This window comes from Flagellimonas sp. HMM57, assembly GCF_021390175.1.
Lineage (GTDB): Bacteria > Bacteroidota > Bacteroidia > Flavobacteriales > Flavobacteriaceae > Flagellimonas.
Genome location: NZ_CP090004.1, coordinates 1187793 through 1206559, shown reverse-complemented (window position 1 = coordinate 1206559; position 18767 = coordinate 1187793). Strand labels below are relative to the sequence as shown.

At 38.3% G+C, this 18767-nt stretch carries 17 protein-coding genes; 5 read left to right on the top strand and 12 right to left on the bottom strand.

The features are described from left to right. Positions 1-33: 33 nt before the first annotated feature. From LV716_RS05425 to LV716_RS05410, 4 genes are read left to right on the top strand one after another with little or no spacing between them, the layout of a single operon-like run. Positions 34-1935: a hypothetical protein gene (locus tag LV716_RS05425; protein ID WP_163416742.1), complete on the top strand. Its 1902-nt coding sequence runs from the start codon at positions 34-36 to the stop codon at positions 1933-1935. Positions 1936-1942: 7 nt separating this feature from the next. Then, positions 1943-2092 (top strand): DUF5989 family protein, encoded by a 150-nt coding sequence (locus LV716_RS05420; protein ID WP_163416741.1) that lies wholly within the window; start codon positions 1943-1945, stop codon positions 2090-2092. A gap of 29 nt (positions 2093-2121) precedes the next feature. After that, positions 2122-2475 carry an SxtJ family membrane protein gene (locus LV716_RS05415; protein ID WP_163416740.1) on the top strand — a complete coding sequence of 118 codons (354 nt, stop codon included), beginning with the start codon at positions 2122-2124 and terminating at the stop codon, positions 2473-2475. Next, complete coding sequence (locus LV716_RS05410) at positions 2475-4280, top strand: carbamoyltransferase N-terminal domain-containing protein (protein WP_163416739.1); 1806 nt, start codon at positions 2475-2477, stop codon at positions 4278-4280. The genes LV716_RS05415 and LV716_RS05410 overlap by 1 nt, the downstream gene beginning before the upstream one ends. Here LV716_RS05410 and LV716_RS05405 read toward each other — a convergent pair. After that, positions 4277-5110, bottom strand: coding sequence for a sulfite exporter TauE/SafE family protein (locus LV716_RS05405; protein ID WP_163416738.1), 834 nt, complete (start codon positions 5108-5110; stop codon positions 4277-4279). The two genes, LV716_RS05410 and LV716_RS05405, sit on opposite strands and share 4 nt — an antisense overlap. A gap of 194 nt (positions 5111-5304) precedes the next feature. On the opposite strand from LV716_RS05405, the gene LV716_RS05400 reads away from it, so the two are divergent. Next, a complete protein-coding gene (locus LV716_RS05400; RefSeq protein WP_163416737.1) occupies positions 5305-6012 on the top strand; it encodes a hypothetical protein in 708 nt (235 codons plus the stop codon). A 279-nt stretch (positions 6013-6291) separates the two neighbouring features. Here the strand turns inward: LV716_RS05400 and LV716_RS05395 are convergent, their stop codons facing one another. The 11 genes from LV716_RS05395 to galK form a co-directional block, all read right to left on the bottom strand. After that, positions 6292-6666, bottom strand: a complete 375-nt coding sequence (locus LV716_RS05395) for a hypothetical protein (RefSeq protein ID WP_163416736.1) — start codon at positions 6664-6666, stop codon at positions 6292-6294. Further along, positions 6656-7249 carry a bifunctional precorrin-2 dehydrogenase/sirohydrochlorin ferrochelatase gene (locus tag LV716_RS05390; protein WP_163416735.1) on the bottom strand — a complete coding sequence of 198 codons (594 nt, stop codon included), beginning with the start codon at positions 7247-7249 and terminating at the stop codon, positions 6656-6658. The genes LV716_RS05395 and LV716_RS05390 overlap by 11 nt, the downstream gene beginning before the upstream one ends. A 189-nt stretch (positions 7250-7438) precedes the next feature. Beyond that, positions 7439-8377, bottom strand: coding sequence for a glycerophosphodiester phosphodiesterase family protein (locus LV716_RS05385; protein WP_163416734.1), 939 nt, complete (start codon positions 8375-8377; stop codon positions 7439-7441). Between the two features lie 12 nt (positions 8378-8389). Next, positions 8390-9349, bottom strand: coding sequence for a glycerophosphodiester phosphodiesterase family protein (locus LV716_RS05380; protein ID WP_163416733.1), 960 nt, complete (start codon positions 9347-9349; stop codon positions 8390-8392). A gap of 52 nt (positions 9350-9401) precedes the next feature. Beyond that, a complete protein-coding gene (locus LV716_RS05375; protein WP_163416732.1) occupies positions 9402-10820 on the bottom strand; it encodes a RagB/SusD family nutrient uptake outer membrane protein in 1419 nt (472 codons plus the stop codon). Positions 10821-10839: 19 nt separating this feature from the next. Then, positions 10840-14292: a SusC/RagA family TonB-linked outer membrane protein gene (locus LV716_RS05370; protein WP_163416731.1), complete on the bottom strand. Its 3453-nt coding sequence runs from the start codon at positions 14290-14292 to the stop codon at positions 10840-10842. A gap of 90 nt (positions 14293-14382) precedes the next feature. Further along, positions 14383-15351, bottom strand: coding sequence for a FecR family protein (locus tag LV716_RS05365; protein WP_163416730.1), 969 nt, complete (start codon positions 15349-15351; stop codon positions 14383-14385). A 99-nt stretch (positions 15352-15450) separates the two neighbouring features. Then, positions 15451-16002, bottom strand: a complete 552-nt coding sequence (locus LV716_RS05360; RefSeq protein WP_163416729.1) for an RNA polymerase sigma factor — start codon at positions 16000-16002, stop codon at positions 15451-15453. Between the two features lie 251 nt (positions 16003-16253). After that, positions 16254-17276: a LacI family DNA-binding transcriptional regulator gene (locus LV716_RS05355; RefSeq protein ID WP_163416728.1), complete on the bottom strand. Its 1023-nt coding sequence runs from the start codon at positions 17274-17276 to the stop codon at positions 16254-16256. A gap of 6 nt (positions 17277-17282) precedes the next feature. After that, positions 17283-17435 (bottom strand): hypothetical protein, encoded by a 153-nt coding sequence (locus LV716_RS05350; RefSeq protein ID WP_163416727.1) that lies wholly within the window; start codon positions 17433-17435, stop codon positions 17283-17285. Next, positions 17432-18565: a galactokinase gene (gene galK, locus LV716_RS05345; RefSeq protein WP_163416726.1), complete on the bottom strand. Its 1134-nt coding sequence runs from the start codon at positions 18563-18565 to the stop codon at positions 17432-17434. The genes LV716_RS05350 and galK overlap by 4 nt, the downstream gene beginning before the upstream one ends. Between the last annotated feature and the right edge of the window lie 202 nt (positions 18566-18767).

The following is an 18767-nucleotide window of genomic DNA, read 5'->3' as shown; positions in this document are numbered from 1 at the left end:
GACAGTGAAACATAATTATCAATTCCAAAGAAATTGAAAACCAAGAAACTCGGAAAAAGAAAAGTACGAATTTTTAAGATGGCAGCTATGCTGTTGGTGTTTTTGCTGCTTTTTCTAGTTGAGGTTGCACTGCGGGTCGTCAACTATGGAACCGATTATCCATTGTTTGTCCAAGCTAAGGGCAATCCTGAATTTTTGGTAATGAATCCCAATATTTCAAAAAAGTATTTCGGTAACAAAGAAGATGCAACTTCTGGATATTATGAATTGCTCAAAAAAGAAAAAGACAGTGGAACTACTCGAATCTTTGTTTTGGGTGCTTCCACTGCGGTAGGCTATCCTTACCAAAAAAACGTATCGTTTCATCGCTGGTTACAATATGCGCTCAACACAACCTATTTAGAGGAAGAGGTTGAGGTCATCAACCTCTCTTTGACCGCTGTAAATTCATATACCTTGTTGGACTTTACAAAGCAGCTTATCGATTATGAACCTGATGCGGTTTTGATTTATGCAGGTCATAACGAGTACTATGGAGCTTTGGGTGTTGGTTCGGTAAATTCGATTTCTAGGCGACCTTGGATGGTGAATATGGCACTAAACCTGAAAAAATATCGATTGGTGCAGTTGGTAGAAACAGGTTTAAGCAGTATTGGAAACCTCTTTAATAAAGAAGCTGGAGAAAGAGAGACATTAATGGCAAAGATGGTCGCCGATAGGCAGATTGCGTTTGGTTCGGAACGATTCCAAGAAGGAATTCATCAATTTAGCTCCAACCTCCAAAGTATGGCCGATATATTGGAGAAGCAGAGCATTCCTGTTTTTATTTCTACCGTTTTCAGCAACGAGAAAGATTTGGTTCCGTTCATGAGCGATAGCATCAATATTGAAAAATCTGCAAAGCATCAATATGAACTTGGTATAAAAGCTTATGAAACCTCAGATTTTTTAAAAGCTAAAAATCACTTTTCATTGGCCAAAGAGTATGATATGCTACGTTTTAGGGCTCCCGACACGATAAATACGATTATAAAGGAATTGGTAAGCCGACACCAAAACTTTTACTTGGTAGATACAGAAAAAAAGTTTCAGGATGCATCTGAGAATAGTATTGTTGGAAACAATTTATTGCTAGAACATGTGCATCCTAATATTGATGGATACGCATTGTTAGGCCATACATTTTATGCTTCGCTAGTTGATAAAGCATTGTTCGGGACAAAGCCAGATCACATTCTAAAATTGGATGAATTAAAAGAACAAATGCCGGTTACAACCGTAGATTCTTTGGCAGGTTATTATGAAATAATTCAGCTGAAAGAAGGTTGGCCCTTCTTTGAAGAACTCCCTTCAATAAACAGTGATACGATGAGCTTGCCTGAAAAGCTGGGAGGAAAGCTCGCGATAGGAACATTAAGTTGGGATGAGACCATGTCAGAATTATATAACTATTATGAACGCTTGGGAAATAAAGCAGGGCAACTAAAAGTTTCAGAGAATCTTGCTTTGGAGTATCCGTTGAAGGAACGCTTTCATACGCAAACCGCAATACTGGCATTACAGTTAGGTGCATTGGATAAGACTAAACACTATTTTAAAAAAGCTTTTTCATTAAATAGAACGGTAGCGATGGCCCACAAAATAGTGGTAACTTTAGTTGAGGGAAATGCCTTTGAAGCGACAATCCCGTATCTTGAGTATTTATGGAAAAAAGAACCTGATAATAAGCAGGTGACCCAATTATCCGAAGCCATTAATTTGATTATTGTCTTCAGAAAAAACGAAGGTGAAATGAAAAGTGAAATGGCCGTTGATGTAGCCAGAAGTTATTTGACTTTAGGGAAAAGAGGCGAAGCTGCAAAAGTTTTGAAAAAAGTCCTTGAAGAAGAGAAGTTGAATGAAGAAGCGAGAGCACTATATGAAAAGATAAGCTAGAGTATGTATGGAAACCGTGAAAGAGTTTTGGTTATTTCTTAGAACACGCAAAAAGTACTGGTTGATTCCCTTGCTGATTGTACTTCTTTTTATCAGTATTGTAGTGGTATTGACCGCAAGCTCGGCATTGGCACCGTTCATTTATTCCCTGTTTTAATAATGGATCCGATATCTAAAAGACAATGTGTGGAAATCGGTATTTTAGCTTCGATACTATTCTTAGCGTTGTTTCTGTTTTATCGTGATGAAACAACATTCATCTGGATTTCCTTGGGTCTTTTATTTCTGAGCCTTCTAGTTCCTATTATTTTTTATCCATTTGCTTATCTGTGGTTCGGTCTGGCGAAACTATTGGGATTCGTTTCCACCAAAATTTTATTGACGCTGGCATTTGTTCTTATATTGATACCTGTAGGGCTTTTACGAAGATGGTTGGGAAAGGATAACCTTTACTTGAAACAGTTTAAGAAAAACTCAAAATCGGTATTCATCAAAAGAGAACATTTATATAACCCACAAGACTTGAAAAATACCTTTTAATGGCTACTGTTATCTTAGGTATTTCCGCATACTTTCATGACAGTGCCGCAGCAATTCTAATCGATGGTAAAATTGTAGCTGCTGCACAAGAAGAACGATTTACAAGAATCAAAGGCGATGCCTCTTTTCCTGTCAATGCAATAGCTTATGTGCTGGAAGAAGCAGGCCTTCATAAAGGTGAACCGCTCATGGTCGCTTTTTATGAAAAACCCTTGTTGCGGTTTGAACGGCTGTTGGAAACGTACCATGCCTTTGCCCCAAGCGGACTACCGAGCTTCTTAAAAGCTATGCCTTTATGGCTAAAAGGCAAACTTTTCATTAAGAAAACCATTAGAAATCACTTTAAGGAATTGGGTTTTCCAAAAGTGACATTGCATTTTACAGAACATCATTTATCGCATGCTGCAAGTGCTTTTTTCCCGAGTCCATTCTTAATAGCTACCATACTTACCCTGGATGGCGTAGGCGAATGGGCAACTGCAACCGTGGGCAAAGGTGAGAACAACACAATCAACATTTTACGCGAACAACACTTTCCGCACTCTTTGGGATTGTTGTACTCGGCGTTCACCTACTATTTGGGTTTTAAGGTGAATAGGGGAGAGTACAAGGTCATGGGGCTGGCTTCTTATGGTAATCCCGAAAGCTCAGAAACACAGGAGTATATTACCAAAATAGAATCGGATTTGGTGGACATAAGACAGGATGGCTCCCTATTGCTGAACATGCCATACTTTAAGTTTGCTACCCATTTGACAATGACGAATGATGCTAAGTGGTTGAATCTGTTTTCTCTTCCAAGAAGGAATGCTGAAGATGATTTGAATCAATCACATGCCAATTTCGCTTTCGCGGTTCAACATGTTTTGGAGGAACTTGTTCTAAAAATGGCCAATTCGGCCATAGCACTTACAGGTTGTCCAAATTTGGTTATTGCTGGTGGCGTAGGATTAAATTCAGTGTCGAATGGGAAACTATTGGATAATCCAAATATTGAAAATCTTTGGATACAACCAGCTGCAGGTGATGCTGGTGGGGCTTTGGGCGCAGCATTTTCGGTTTGGCATATCGTTGAGAATAAGAAAAGAGAAGTAAAGTTGCCAGATAGCATGCATGGCGCTTTTCTAGGACCTGCTTTTACGACAAGCCATATCATTAACGTTGCTCAAAAAATTAAAAAGGTCGCCTATAAATGTTTTGAAAGCGAAGATGAACTAATCACCAAAACAGTTAATGCTTTGATTGAGGGAAAGATAGTGGGATGGTTTCAAGGTAGGATGGAGTTTGGACCCAGAGCTTTGGGCAACCGAAGTATACTAGCTGACCCAAGAAATCCTAATATGCAGAAACGCATCAATGAAAAAATAAAATTTAGGGAAAGCTTTAGGCCTTTTGCACCATGTGTTTTGGAAGAAGATGTACATGAATATTTTGATTTAAAAATACCATCACCCTATATGCTTTTGGTGCGAAAAATTAAATCTGAAAGATGTAAAAAGGAAATAGGCGAATCAACCACCTTAATGGAAAGACTTTCCCAAACCCGTTCTGATATTCCTGCGGTTACCCATGTTGATTATTCGGCCAGAATACAAACGATATCCAAAGTTACTAACCCAAAATTTTGGAGACTTTTAAATGCATTCAAACAAAAAACAGGTTATGGACTTTTGATCAATACGAGTTTCAACGTAAAAGACGAACCCATCGTTTGCAATCCACATGATGCACTGCGTTGTTTTCAAGAAACAGAAATGGATATTTTGATTATGGAAGATGTAATCTTTTCAAAAAGTGGAGATTAAAAAAGCCCGATAAGGGTCTTGACAAACAAAATCACCATCACAATCCCAAAAATTATACGCAATAGCGCTGCCGAGGTTCGCTGTGCTATTTTTACGCCAAATGGTGCTGCTATAAATACGCCGACTAAAATAGGTATTGATATGCTTAAAGAAATATAACCAAATTGATAGGGCAAACTATTTTTTAGCGTATTTGAAGGGTCAATGCTTAAATAACTTGCACTAACTGCTATGGCCAAAAGCATTACGACGCCAATCGATATAGATGCCGCCTTTCTGATGGAAATACCAAAAATATCCGTCAGGGCTGGAATCAAAACGATGCCACCACCAAAACCGGAAAGCGCAGATGTGATTCCTGTTAAGGCACCCAAGCTGGCGTAACCGATTTTGCTTTTTTGCATGCCTTGCTGTTTTTTGGAACTATGTTCGGATTGCTTAAAGAATAAAAATCGTATTGCCACCAGTAAAACCAACACCAGAAACAAAGAATCAAAATATACTTTTTTGTACCAGAGGGTTGATTTTAAGAATTCTGAAACAAAATAGCCCGCAATGACCGCCAATAAACCAATAAGCACTACTTCTTTTATATGAAAGTTGTTCATCCTGTAATGTTTCAGGCTTACCGCAAAGCCATTAAAAACTGTTATGAACAAGGAATGGGCGATGATATATTTTACTAATTCCGGACCCTCTATTCCAAATGAGACCAAGACCAAATCAAGTGCGGGGATCAATATAATATTTCCACCTGTACCCATAAGCCCCGAGTAGAATCCGTTGGCCAGACCTATAAAAAAAAGAATCAATAGTAAGGATAGAGTCACTGAACGTGTTTAAATAGCAACGAAAAGTTCAAATGTAAAAAGCTTTGGATTAAAATAGGGTTTATCAAAGATTTATTTTTCACCTACGTATTTTAATAATGAAAACAGAGTTAAAAACTAAAAATTAACATTATTATAATAGTGAATAGATTATATTTAAAGTAAGAATTTATTTCAAACTTAAATTTCGTATTATGAAGAATTATGTGCTTATATCATTGCTGGTTTTATTTGCATTTTCGTTCATTTCTTGTGTAAATGATGAAATTACGGAAGATCAAGATATTCAGTTATTTGAAGAATCGATTGATTTAATCGCTAGAGCTCCTTGCACCATAGATGGCCCTGACTGTGGTAACCCTGGTTCCCAGGTTGTTTTTACGTACGATTCAGCTGTTCATAACCAGAATATCACTTGGTCGGTAGAAGGAGGGAATATCTCATTGAGTAGCGGACAAGGAACTGATACTGCAACATTTCAATTAGCAAGCAATTTTAATGGAGGAACGGTTAATGTGACGGCTGGTATTTGTGACCTTAGTAAACAAATTTTAAGATGCAGTACGCCAATTTCTTGCGGTTCTATTGGTAGGGTATATGAACTAAATGCGTTTGGCAGCGATAATGTTGTTTTTTATGTAGTCCCCTCACTAAATTCCGGATGGTCTATAACTAATAGCACTTTTGTAGTAACTAGGGATTCTGGAATAATTTCAACACATTCCGGATCACTTAATTCAAATGGCCTTCCACAAATTATAATTCCAGTACCCTGCAGTCCTCATAGTGGGAGGGTAGATAAAGTAGAAGTAACTGTTAATGCTTCATCAGGTTCTAACACATGTACCAAAACTGTTGAAACGGATTTCTTGTCAGTTTGCGGAACTGGTGGCTTTAATTAAAAATGATACTATGGCCAATAACAGTGTAAGCTAATAATAAACAAGGGTTATGGGCTTTTTTCTATCAATCCTAATCCTTTTATAGACTATTTTACGGTACGTTTTTGTCACTATATATAGACTCGTGACTGTGTGGTTCATTGAGAAGGACAGTTTTGACAAACGACAATAAAAGGATTAGTTTCCTTTAATCTTTGACACTTTTATAGTTTATAATACCAAGTACTCTTCGAGCATTTTTTGAGTAGTCTTATTGGCAGATGTGTCTTCAACAATATTCTATTTACCTTTTTTCAACTTTGGATTAGGATAATTATCCGATTGGTCTTCTATGGTATTGTCCAGACAGGTAAAATCCTTTTCCACTAAAATAGAGAGTGCGGTTGGGTCGTTCCAATCCACTTCATTGCTATAGCCGACACGGTTGCTGGTTGCCCAAGTATGCTTTTCTTGTTCTGGAAAATATACGGTAATTGTATCGTCTTGGTAATCAGATTCAAGCGAGGTAATATTGTCTTTTGCTTCAAGTACATAAGTAAGTGTCTTGTTGGCAAATTGAACAGTTTCCAGATATTTACCTTCTTCATTGAACGCTTCTACTTCGGTTTTTGTCAATCGAAGGCGTACCGAATTTCCTTTGATCCTAATTTTCATCTTTTTCTTTTTTGTTGACCAATCCTTTAGTGAACTCGTTGAGTGTCTCTACTTTTTCCTCAAAATCCCCTTTGATGGTTTTTCGGTATTCGTTGAGGTTTTTTACTAGGTCGTCAATGTTTTCGGGAATTACATCTTCAAAATATTGACGCAGACGTTTTGCCGTAGTAGGGGATTTTCCATTTGTGGAAATAGCCACTTTTACATTACCTTTTGTAACAATACCTCCCATATAAAAATCACAAAAAGGAGGATTGTCCGCAACATTGACCAGAATGGAGCGCTTTCTACAGTGATGGTATACTTTTTCGTTTACCGCAGGTACATCAGTGGTCGCTACTACGATATGCTTTTTCTTCAAATACTTTTTTTTGTATTTGCCCTTATACATTTTTACTGCATGTTTATCTGCCAGTGCAATGGTATCTTTTCTGTACATTGGAGAAATCATTTCAACCTTGGCATTGGGACTGGATTTTAATAGAAAGGTAAGCTTTTCTTCTGCCACATTACCACCACCTACTATTAAGACCTTTAAATCGTTCACTTTTAAAAAGACAGGATAAAGTTCGTTCCGCTCCATCTATTTTCAGCTTTTTGAATGACATCCTTAACTGGATGCCGAATAAATAAAGATACATCGATATTGTAAAAAATATACGTACTCAACAACTATAATTTTTGGGCAAAGTGAAAAAAAGACGCAGCCAAATTGACTGCGCCTTCTCGCTACTTAAACAAAACATTAATGACGATAATGTTATTTTTGTCTTTACTGTCTCACATTTCTTAGTCCTTTCGCCTTTAGGTATTCTAAAAGTTCACTGGGCCGGTCCGTCATGATTCCATTGGCGCCATTTTCAATAAGCCATCCCCATGAAGTATCGGGACCTTCCAATAAACTTAATTCATCGGTATGGCCTGCTACCAATGCGTCCCATAGTGCAATATTGAGCACAAATATGTTTTCTTTTTTCAGAAATGCTATCTGCTCAAAGTTTTCGGAACTTTCAGAATCAAAAGTTACTTCATATGCAATAGGTGAAAGAATTTCATTATAATCTTGAACGAATTGAGAGGGATTTTGGGTATTATCAATTAAGATGGGCATATAAATTATGGAATCCATAAGACTGCCGTACTTCTTTTTCATAACCTGAACGGTTTCTCGTCCCTTAAAAATAGCTTGTTCAATTGTTCCTGTTTTTTTTAGGATTTCGTAGGCTTCCTTAACGGTTTCTCCCTCTACCTTATCTAGATTTACCATTATCCTGTCCTTCGTAAGATTCATTATTTCCCCTAAAGTGGGTACTTGTATTTTAGACCCTCTCACCCCACATGCGTTTTTTAAGCGAAGTGTCTTTATTTCATTTAGTGTAAGGTCGCTTACTTTTCCTTTTCCATTGGTTGTACGGTCTACGGTTGTATCGTGCATGGCCACTAAGTGTCCATCTTTGGTCAATCGTACATCTATCTCAACAATGTCAACCCCTAGATCGATGCACCTTTGAATGGCCGGTAAACTGTTCTCTGGTGCGTACCTCCAATCACCTCTATGGGAAACTGCCAGAACATAATGTTCTTTGGGATTTTTTAGATGTTCCAAAATCGTTGCAGCCCTTTTTTCTGATAGGCTAGAATCCAACTGTGCTTGAAGCGAAAACCCCAAAAGAAGTATGCCAACGAGGTATATTCTCTTTTGATTTTTCATGCTATAATGAATTTAACGGTGTAGCCCTTTGCTCCTTAAATAATCCAACAGCAACTGAGGTCTATCTGTCTGGATAATATCGATATTGTTTTTGATGAACCAGTCGTATACTGAAGGATTTAAAGCTGCTTTTTCATCATCATGTCCACCATTATGCGGTGGCCATAACGAGTTGACCCATACAGAAGACCCTTTTTTCCTGATGTCATCAAAATACCCAATCATTCTTATAGTGTCCTGTGGTACTGTAAATTCAAAGGCTACTGGGCGTAAGCTATCAAGATATTTATCCACGATACCTTTAGCGTTTGGTTTTTGTAATCGTACGATGGGCATAAAAAATACCTTGTTAAGATAAGCTCCAAACTCTTCTTTTACCTGTTCGTAGGGTATGGCACCTTTGATGACTACTTGCGCTTGTGTTCCTGTTTTTTCAATAACCTCAAAACACTTGTCAAAAATGGGATAGCTTTTATCAAGGTTTACCAAGACTTTATCTTTGCTCAGGAGCAATGCTTCTTCCAAAGTCGGAATCTTATGGGGCGTTTCGTGACCTATACCATCGCGTAATTGCAACGTTTGCAGATATTCCCAGGTTACTTCCGAAACTTTACCTGTGCCCGTAGTGGTTCTGTCGATAGTCTCGTCATGCATTAAGACCAATTGGCCGTCCTCGGTTTCCCTGATATCGATTTCTACCATATCAACACCCATTTTGATACAATTATCAATAGCTTGTAAGGAGTTTTCGGGTGCATTCCTCCAATCACCCCTATGGGCCACTACAATAACTTGATTGTCTTTTGAATCCTCAAGATTTGCAATCAACATATCAATGGGAATAGTTTGATTTGTTGTCTCGGGTTGTACCGCCTTGTTTTCTAATGAAACGTCCTTAATATTTTCTTCTCTTCTACAGGAGAAACATACCATGATGGATAGTATGCACAATCTTATAATGTTTTTCTTCATTAGCTGATTATTAAAAGAGGGCAGCATTGAAACTGCCCTCAATTTTTATTGCTTAATATCCGGGATTCTGCTTTATAAAATCAGGGTCGGTATCAATCTGACTTTGTGGAATAGGGAGTACCAAATTGTTCTCGTTTATAGTGACTCCAGGATTATTGATTGTGAAAAAAGCGTTCATTACATCAATGGCGGTACCATAGCGTTTAAGGTCGAACCATCTTTTGCCCTCACCAATAAACTCAAAACGACGTTCTTGTTTTATGGCCGCTCTCACTTCTTCTTGTGTTGTGGCTGTTGTTCCTGCCAAACCTGCCCTTGTACGAATACGGTTCAACTGTAAAATAGCTTCGCCGGTCTGGTTATTTTCGTTCAATGCTTCGGCATATTTTAAAACTACATCTGCAAAGCGAATGATAAGATGGTCGCTGCCTCCATCATCGGCACCAGTTGCAGATATTTCGTATTTAGTTGAAAAATAGAATGGATTGGCATCTGGGTCAATGGCAACATAGTCGTCAAGTCTGGTATCTCCAGCTTCAAAAGAATCGATAAAAGCTTGGGTAGGTAAATTATGTCCTTTTGCATTGGCAGTGGTTCCAGAGGGTCTAAATTGTGAGCCTGCAGAACTTCCTTCATTTTCCCCCTCAACATTTAAACCGCTCACATATTGTACCTCAAAAATAATTTCAGCGTTTCCTTCGTTAGCTTCTCCAAAAATCTCTGAAGTAGTGGGCATTAATTCGTATACTCCAGAGTTGACTACTGCTTCCAGGTTTGGCAAAGCACTGGAAAAATCCCCTTGTGTCAACTGCACATCTGCCAACAATGCTTGGGCGGCTCCCAAAGCGGGCCTACCTGGTGATTTGGTCGTTGGCAAATCTTGAATGGCTTCTGATAGATCTGTCTGGATTCGACTATATACTTCTGTAGTGGACGTTCTTCCTTGTCCAAAGAAATCAAATGGATTTTCGGTCTCTTCAATCACTAAAGGGACATCACCATACAAACGAACCAAGTTAAAGTATAACAGAGCACGTATAAACTTCATTTCCCCTATTCTATTGGCCTTTAGTGCCACATCTTGAAACTCAATATCGGATATACGGTTGAGGACCACATTGGTTCGTTGGATTCCTTCATAGGATTCTCTCCAAATGTCGCCCACCAAATCATTTTCAGGATTGGTGGAAAAATCATCCAATTGCCCAAAACGACCTCCGTCGTTCGCTGCAATTTCCTCAAAGGAATCTTCGGCAGAAATTTCACCAACGCCAATCAAATCCAATCCATAAAGACCGTTGTTTTGTAATTGTGCATAAATGCCTATAATAGCGCTTTCCAGTTCTTGCTCGCTGGAAAAAAAATTGTTTGCCGCCTTTTCTGAGATAGGTATAATGTCCAACTCATCATCACACGAAAAGTATCCAAGTAAAACAATCAGTATCAGAAATATTTTTTTTGTAGAGTTCATTTTATCTTGATTTATTGTTTTAAAATTTTACGTTTAGTCCAAGAGCCACAAACCGTGTCAATGGACTTGTGGAATTGATCCAGCCTCTTGTAAGGGTTTGTGTTCTATTGTTCGAAGTATCCAATCCATCGGAATTGTACCCTCTATAATTGGTGATGTTAAAAATATTGTTCCCTGTTAGGTAAAGTCTAAGAGAATTTATTCCTAAATAATCCGTAATATTTTCCTGAAAATTGTACCCTACTTGAAGACTTCTCAGTCGAAAATAATCTCCGTCATAAACCGAAAGACTAGAAGCTCTTGTAATTCTTCCTGCTGAAGAAAAACTAGAGAAATCAGGTCTTCTGAAAAAGCCATCAGGATTTCTATCATTGAAATAATTGTCAACGTAATATTGCGTTGGAACGAAAAAGCCTTCGCCACTTTCCGCATCATAGAGCATATTATCAGCAACTTTTCTTCCTTCTATACCGGTAAATTGTGCACTAAGGTCAAAACCCTTGTAGTTTACCGTAAATCCAAAACCATACGTAAAATCTGGGTTGTAATCTCCCAAAGAGACCCTATCGTCTGGAGTAATTTGACCATCTCCATTAGCATCTCTTACGATATAATCACCGACCTCTGTCCCCGCAAAGGGCGTAATGGTCTCTGCATCCAACTGCTCTTGGTTTCTGTATACTCCAATGATTTCGTATGTGTAAAATTCAGCAATGCTTCCACCTACTTTGGTCAAAAAGCTCATGCCGCCATTACTTTCAATGATTTGACTATTTACGTCCGGACCATCGCCCAACGCCAATACTTCATTTTGGTTGGTGGTAATATTTGCGTTAAACCCTAATCTAAAATCTCCAAACTCAAAATTGTTCCCTTTAATTTCCAGTTCAAAACCTTTGTTTTCCAATTCTCCAATGTTCTGAAGCGAGTTGGTAAACCCAGATTGTTGCGGAACAGGTACCTGTAATAGAAGGTCCGTGGTTTTTGAATTATAGTATTCGCCCGTTAATAATAGTTTATTGTTCAAAAACCCTAAGTCAATACCTAGGTTAAGAGCTGTATTGGTTTCCCAAGACAAATCAGGATTAGGGGAAGTACGGGTGTACGAACCTGCTTGTAGTTGACCATCAATCACATAATTTTCTGGCTCTACTAAAGCTATGGATGCAAAATCACCTATTTGATTGTTACCGGTCTGCCCCCAACTCGCCCTTAGCTTTGCAAAGCTTATTGCTCCTTCTGAAGGAAAGAAGCTTTCATTGCTCAATGTCCAACCCCCCGATACGGAAGCAAATTCCCCAAACTTTGTGTTTGCGCCAAATCGAGATGAACCATCCCTTCTATAAGATGCCGAAAGCGAATATCTTCCATCAAAATCATATTGTAATCGACTAAAATAGGATATCAATGCCCATTTGCTTCGTTCTACTTCGGTAGAGGGATTTGTAGCACCGGCGATGTTACGTAAGTTGTCATCTGCAAAGTTGTTGCTCTCCAACCTAGTATTAAAACGACTTTCCTCCTGATAACTAAATCCGAGTAGTGCATCAAGATTGTGTTTTCCGAAAGTTTTATTGTAGGTCAATAAATTTTCAGTGATATAATTTTCCCTTCTGTTATTGTTTTCAAATGCTTCTGTTAGGCTGTTCTCTACAGGGGTTCTATAATTACCGATATTGGATGGGGCAAAGAATTCCGTAAAAATTGTATTGTAGTCTCCACCAAAAGAAGTTTTGAATCGTATGCCATCCCAAATATCTATCTCCAGATAAGTGTTTCCAAAAACCCGCAAACGACGCTCAAAAAAATCGGACAGACCGACTTTTGCGATGATATTTTCAGAAATGGGACCATCCCAATTATCATTGTTGTCATCTATTTGATTGGCAATTGCGAAAGTTCCATCCGTATTGTAGATTGGATAGTATGGATGCATCAACACCACGGCATAGGCCGGGTCAGGTTGTCTTCCTTCTCCGGCATCATGTGCAGACCAACCTCTTTCGCCAGTTGGGTTGGAATTTACCAAAGAAACATTCGATGTAATTCCAAAACGGATACGCTTGCTTATTTGGGAGTTTAATTGGATGTTACTGGTATAGCGCTTATAATCAGAGTCGATAATAATATTTTCCTGGTCTAGATAGCCGAAAGAAACCGCATAATTTGTTTTGTCCGTTCCTCCACTCAAATTCAGGTAATGGTTTTGTTGTGCCGCACTTCTAAAAACTGCATCGAGCCAATCTGTGTTTGTCAGACCTTGTTCTCCATTGAGGTAGTTTTGAAGAAATCCTTGTACCCTACTACGCTTTCCACCTCCGTTTGCGTCTCGGGTCTGGTTATCATCAGAGATGCTTCTACCAGTCCCTCCCGAGAGATAGCCAAAGTTTCTAGCATCAAAATCAAAAAGAGCTGTATCATAAGCATCAGCCAATTCAAAATTGTCGATTCGATTCTGAAAACCGTAATAGGTGTCATAGGTCACTTTTAAATCTCCTGACTTTCCTTTTTTAGTAGTTATTAAAATAACCCCATTGGATGCTCGTGAACCATAAATTGCAGCCGATGCTGCATCTTTTAAAATATTAATGGATTCAATATCTTGAGTATTGATCGAGCTGAATGAAGAGCCTTCAGATAGTGGATTGCCATCTACAACAATCAATGGATTGGTTCCCGCGGTCAGTGTATTCAATCCCCGAATTTGGATAACAGAATTCTCTCCCGGGTTTTTTCCATTACCCACGACCTGTACCCCAGCAACGTTACCGGATAGCGCCTGTTCAAAGTTGGCCGAAGAGAAGTTGTTCAGTTTTTCGGTCTCCACTTTTGAAACGGCACCGTTGAATTTCTCCTTAGTTGCCGTTCCGTAGCCATATACAATGACTTCTTGCAGCTGATCCACATTTTCTTTTAGGATAATGTCCAAACTGGTTTGATCAGTAATTTGGACTTCGATTGCTGTAAAGCCAATGTAAGAAAAGACGAGTACGTCACCAGAGGTGACCTCAATACTGAAGTTTCCATCAAAGTCGGTGACTACACCGGTTTGTCCTCCTTGCACAAAAACATTGACTCCCGGTATTGGGGCGCCAGATTCATCTGTTACTGTTCCGTTGATGGTGCGCTGTATATTGGATTTTTTTACAGAGATGTTGTTGCCAGAGATTTTGTAGATAAGACCAGCTTTGTTGCCAATGTCATCAAGAATTGTCTTAAGTGGTTCGTTTGTATAGGTAAATGAGAATGTACGTTGGTCCTTGAGAATATCTTCAGAATAACGAAAAGAGAAGGCCGTCTTGCTTTCAATATTCTTGAATATCTTATCAATGGTTTCATCGTTTGCTTCGATACTTATTTTTGGATTATCAAAATTGTTGGCTTGGGCATGCAATGAAACACTAAAAAATAGTAAGGTTATGTAAAGTTTGTAAATGACAATACTTCGTTTGCCATAATTGGTTGTTTTCATATGTTTGTAATTAGAGATTTATTTTGACGAGTAAATTTCTTTTGTGGGTTGGGACCATTGCACTGGTTTCAACCCTTTTTATTTCTGTTTTCAGTTTTTGTCCATGGGTATAGGTTTAAGTGTTATCTCGTTTTTTTTGTTGTCTATGTTAAAATTGAAATTGGTCATAAAAGCTAAATCGTTTAAGACGGTATCAAGCGGTTCACTTTTGTAACTTGCCCTTATGCGTGTCTGCAAGAGTTTGGGGTCTGCGCAGATTATGCGCACTCCATATTTGCGTTCTATTTGTTTTATGGCGTTGCCTAATTCTAAATTTTCAAAATGTAGCGTATCATTTTTCCATGCCATGATCCATTTAGAATCAAAAGTGGTTTTGACCAATTTTTTAAGCCCCAAGTCATATCTTGATTGCTCATTTTTTACCAAAACTATTTTTGAATTTGAACCTGAATGTGCTACTTCGACCTTACCGCTCTTTACCGATACCGTAGAAGATTCGCCCTTAAAATTGTATACATCGAAAGACGTTCCCAATACTTTTACGGATAATCCATCGGTTTGTACAATAAAGGGCTTTGCGGGGTTCTTTTTCACTTCAAAGAATGCGTTGCCTTCTAAAACTAGGTTACGGGAGTCCGAATCAAACCTTTTTGGATAGGAAATAGAAGAAGCATTGTTTATCCAGACCTTGGAACCATCCGGTAATATGACCTCCTTGATTTTTTCGCCTGAAGCTACATGCACTTCTATCGTAGTATATAAGGAAGAATAGATGAGCATTGCAGAAGCGACCAATATTGCCAGACTAGCAGCTATGCCATATTTATACAGCTTAATTACCTTCTGTTTTTTTATGGAGGTACTATTGATAAGTTTATTCCATGCTTTGTTCTTTTCCTTGCTACTGATTTTTAAAATCTTTTGTTTTTTCCAATTTGTGCGTAGAAGATCTTCTAATTGGGCATCTTCATCATCAATGGCCTTTATAAGTTTTCTTTTTTCGTTAAGGTCAGCTTTTCCAAGCTTGTATTTATTCCAAATCTCTTGAATGGATGCCATAAGTAAGTATCTCGTTTATAGGTATATCCCATAAATGGCATTTGCACCCTATGCAAATACGTTACCAAAATGTTATGAAAACTTGTTTTTAAGGTGAATTTAAAAGAAGTAAACAAGGATGAGCCAAGCTAAATGTTCCAATTCTTTTTTGAGTAGGGTCAAGGCCCTGTTCATATAGTTTTCTACGGTCTTGGGAGCAATGCCCATTTTCTGCGCGATTTGATTAGTGGACATCCCTTCATTGCGTTTCATTTGAAAAACCGCTCTTGATCGCGGGGGTAAGTTATTGACGGAAGACCTTATTTTTTCTTCATATATACCAATGTCCACAATACTGTCGAGCGGAACAGAAGTATCACCAATTTCAACCTCGGAAGACCTTATTTCGCTAATAATTTGTTTCCGAAGATTTTTTAGCGCATAGTTTTTTGCAATCGTGAATATATAGGAATCAAAGGATTTTTCAAGATTAATTTGCGTTCTGTTTTTCCAAATACTTATAAAGGTTTCTTGTAGTATATCGTCTAGATCATTTTTTAAGTTGGAGGAAATAAGAAAAGATTTTACTCTTGGATAATATATATCGAACAGTTTTTTGAAAGCTGTTTCTTCTGAATTTTTCAACCCTATTAAAAGATGCTGCTTATCCACGTTTTAGATTGACTGAGGCTTAAATATGGAAACAAATTAATTAAAAAAGCAATACTCTAAAGCATGGTATGGAAAATATAACCTTTAGTTAATTAAATGTTTTTTTGAAACTATCTACTAAATAGTGACAGCGAAGTACTATGTTGGTCGATCAAAGAGTAACTTTCATTGTTATAAGAAATACATCACCAATATATCTGTTCTTTAAACCAAAAAGACCTTAAAACTGATATTGACCTACCAATTCCCCATCAATGGATGGCCTTGGTAGATTCCCTTAAAATCAACTTATGTTTCACTACAGTTTGGATATGATTGTTCGGCCTAGGTACATCACGGGTTATTTGAAACAAAAGTCGTTTTAATGCAATAGCTCCCATAGTGTTTGCATTTTGACTTATTGAAGTGAGGGAGGGACTGGAATGTTGTGATAGTTGACCATCGGTAAAGCCTATGACCGAGACATCTTCGGGAATTTGTAGGCCTTTCTTTTTTATGATGTTCATTGCTTTTATAGCTGCGAGCTCATTCGCTGCAAGAATTCCATCAATAGCGTTTTGTTGAATAAAAGAATCCAATTCTTTCTCAAAATTTCTATACCCGTTCAATTCTAGGACCAATCCTTTAGCGTTGTTCTCATAAAGTTTTTGCTGAATTGCCGATCTATATCCTTTCTTTCGTTCCTTGCCTACATTCGTCTTGGGAATTGTTGATATAAATGCGGGTTTTTTACACCCTGTAGCGATTAAATGTTCCACAGCATGTTCCGATGCTCCAAAATCGTTTATGCGAACCTTCTCACATTCAATGGAATCGCATGTTCTATCGACCATCACAACAGGGATTCCGTGGTCCATTAAGCTCAAGATATGCTTGTAATCCCTTAGTTGTTGGGTCTGTTTGGACATGGAAATTATGATGCCATCCACGCTCCCGTTGCAGAAGTTCTGGATAATTTGAGATTCTGTCATGAACGATTCCTTTGAAAAACAAAGGACACTCTTAAAACCTCTTTTGCTGGCGGATGTTTCTATCGCCTGTACCAATTTAGAGAAAAACTCACTTGAGATTTCGGGCACGATAATACCGATATGATGGGTAGCACTCCGTTTTAGGGCCACTGCGGCACTATTGGGAACATATCCCAACTCTCGTGCTATGGCTTTTATCTTAGCAGATGTTTGGGAGCCAATTTCAGGACTGTCGTTAAGCGCTTTTGAAACTGTGGATACCGAAACATTTGCTAGCTCAGCAATGTCTTTGATTGTTGCCATGTGCAATTATAATTTGGAATAATATGCTATCGGAGGTTTTTTAAGTATATCGACCGATTGTTCCGATGTCGATGTAATGTTCCGTTGTGACAAGACCAATATCTGCCCTATTGTAAGCATATGTCCTCTATAAGTTGGTTCATTAAGTTTCGATTTCATATGGTATCGTTTAAAAGTATGGTTCCTTGGCTTGGCAAGGTTTGAAAATGTGATAGCTCAATACTGAACTCATCCTTATAAGCCCTTGCAGCCTTTTTGATAAATTGTTCAATAGCATCCTTATGAATCAAATTTAATGTACAACCACCAAAACCTCCACCCATCATTCGTGCTCCCAGAATCTGGGACTCGTTCTTTGTAAGTTCGACCAAAAAATCCAATTCTGGGCAACTTACTTCATATTTTTTACTTAAACCTTCATGGGTTAGGTACATGAGTTTCCCCATTGCTTTAAGATCATTTCTTTTTAGTGACTCTACCGCTTCCAAAACCCTTGCGATTTCTTCAACAACATAGGAGCAACGTTTGTGAAGTAATTCGCCCAGCTCATTTTTTGCCTCATCGAGCATTTTAAAGGTTACGCTTCTAAAGGATGCATCGATACCAAATCGCTTGACCAGCATACCCAGTCCTTTTTCGCATTGCTGCCTACGTATATTGTACTCTCCAGTGGACAGGTTATGCGAAACATTGGTGTTCAGAAGTAACAGTCGATATGGTTCAATGCCCATGGGTATGTATTCAAAATCGAGGGAACGGCAGTCTAAGAGCATTACATGTCCATTTTTCCCCATAACCGAAGCGAACTGGTCCATAATACCACATTGGGTCCCTACAAAATTATGCTCTGCGTTTTGTCCTATTTTAATGAGTTGCCATTTATTAAGTCCCAGTTTAAAAAGCTCATTGAGCCCATAAGCAAGGCCGCATTCAAGGGCAGCAGAAGAGCTTACTCCAGAACCCACGGGAATATCGCTGTGCATTTCACAATCAAAGCCCTTCAGCTTATTGGTCAGTTTTTGGATTTCGGCGATTACGCCCAAAATATAATCGTGCCATCCTTCCGTGCCTTTACCAAGATTTTCCAGATTGACCACTAAAATGCTATCAAATCCCTTGCTTTTAATGGTGCAACGGTTTTTATCGCCATTGGTCGTAATGGTCATGTGCATGCTCTTGTCAATTGCCGCTGGCAATACAAAACCATCGTTATAATCAATGTGTTCCCCGATCAGGTTGATTCTTCCGGGAGACTTAACGGTAACAGAAGTCTTTGAGGAATGGTCCATGGTTGTTTTTTACAAAGGTCTCGTATAAATTTTAATTATTTCGAAACAAAAAACATTTTTTAATTGTAAAGTATTTGTATTCTGATTTCAAACGATTTTATATACCCAGCTTAACATGACATAAGAAATAGAAAGCCTGTTTTCTGAAAAATAAGAAAAGGTTGGGTCAATAAATTAGTATATAGTTCTTATGATGTAGCAG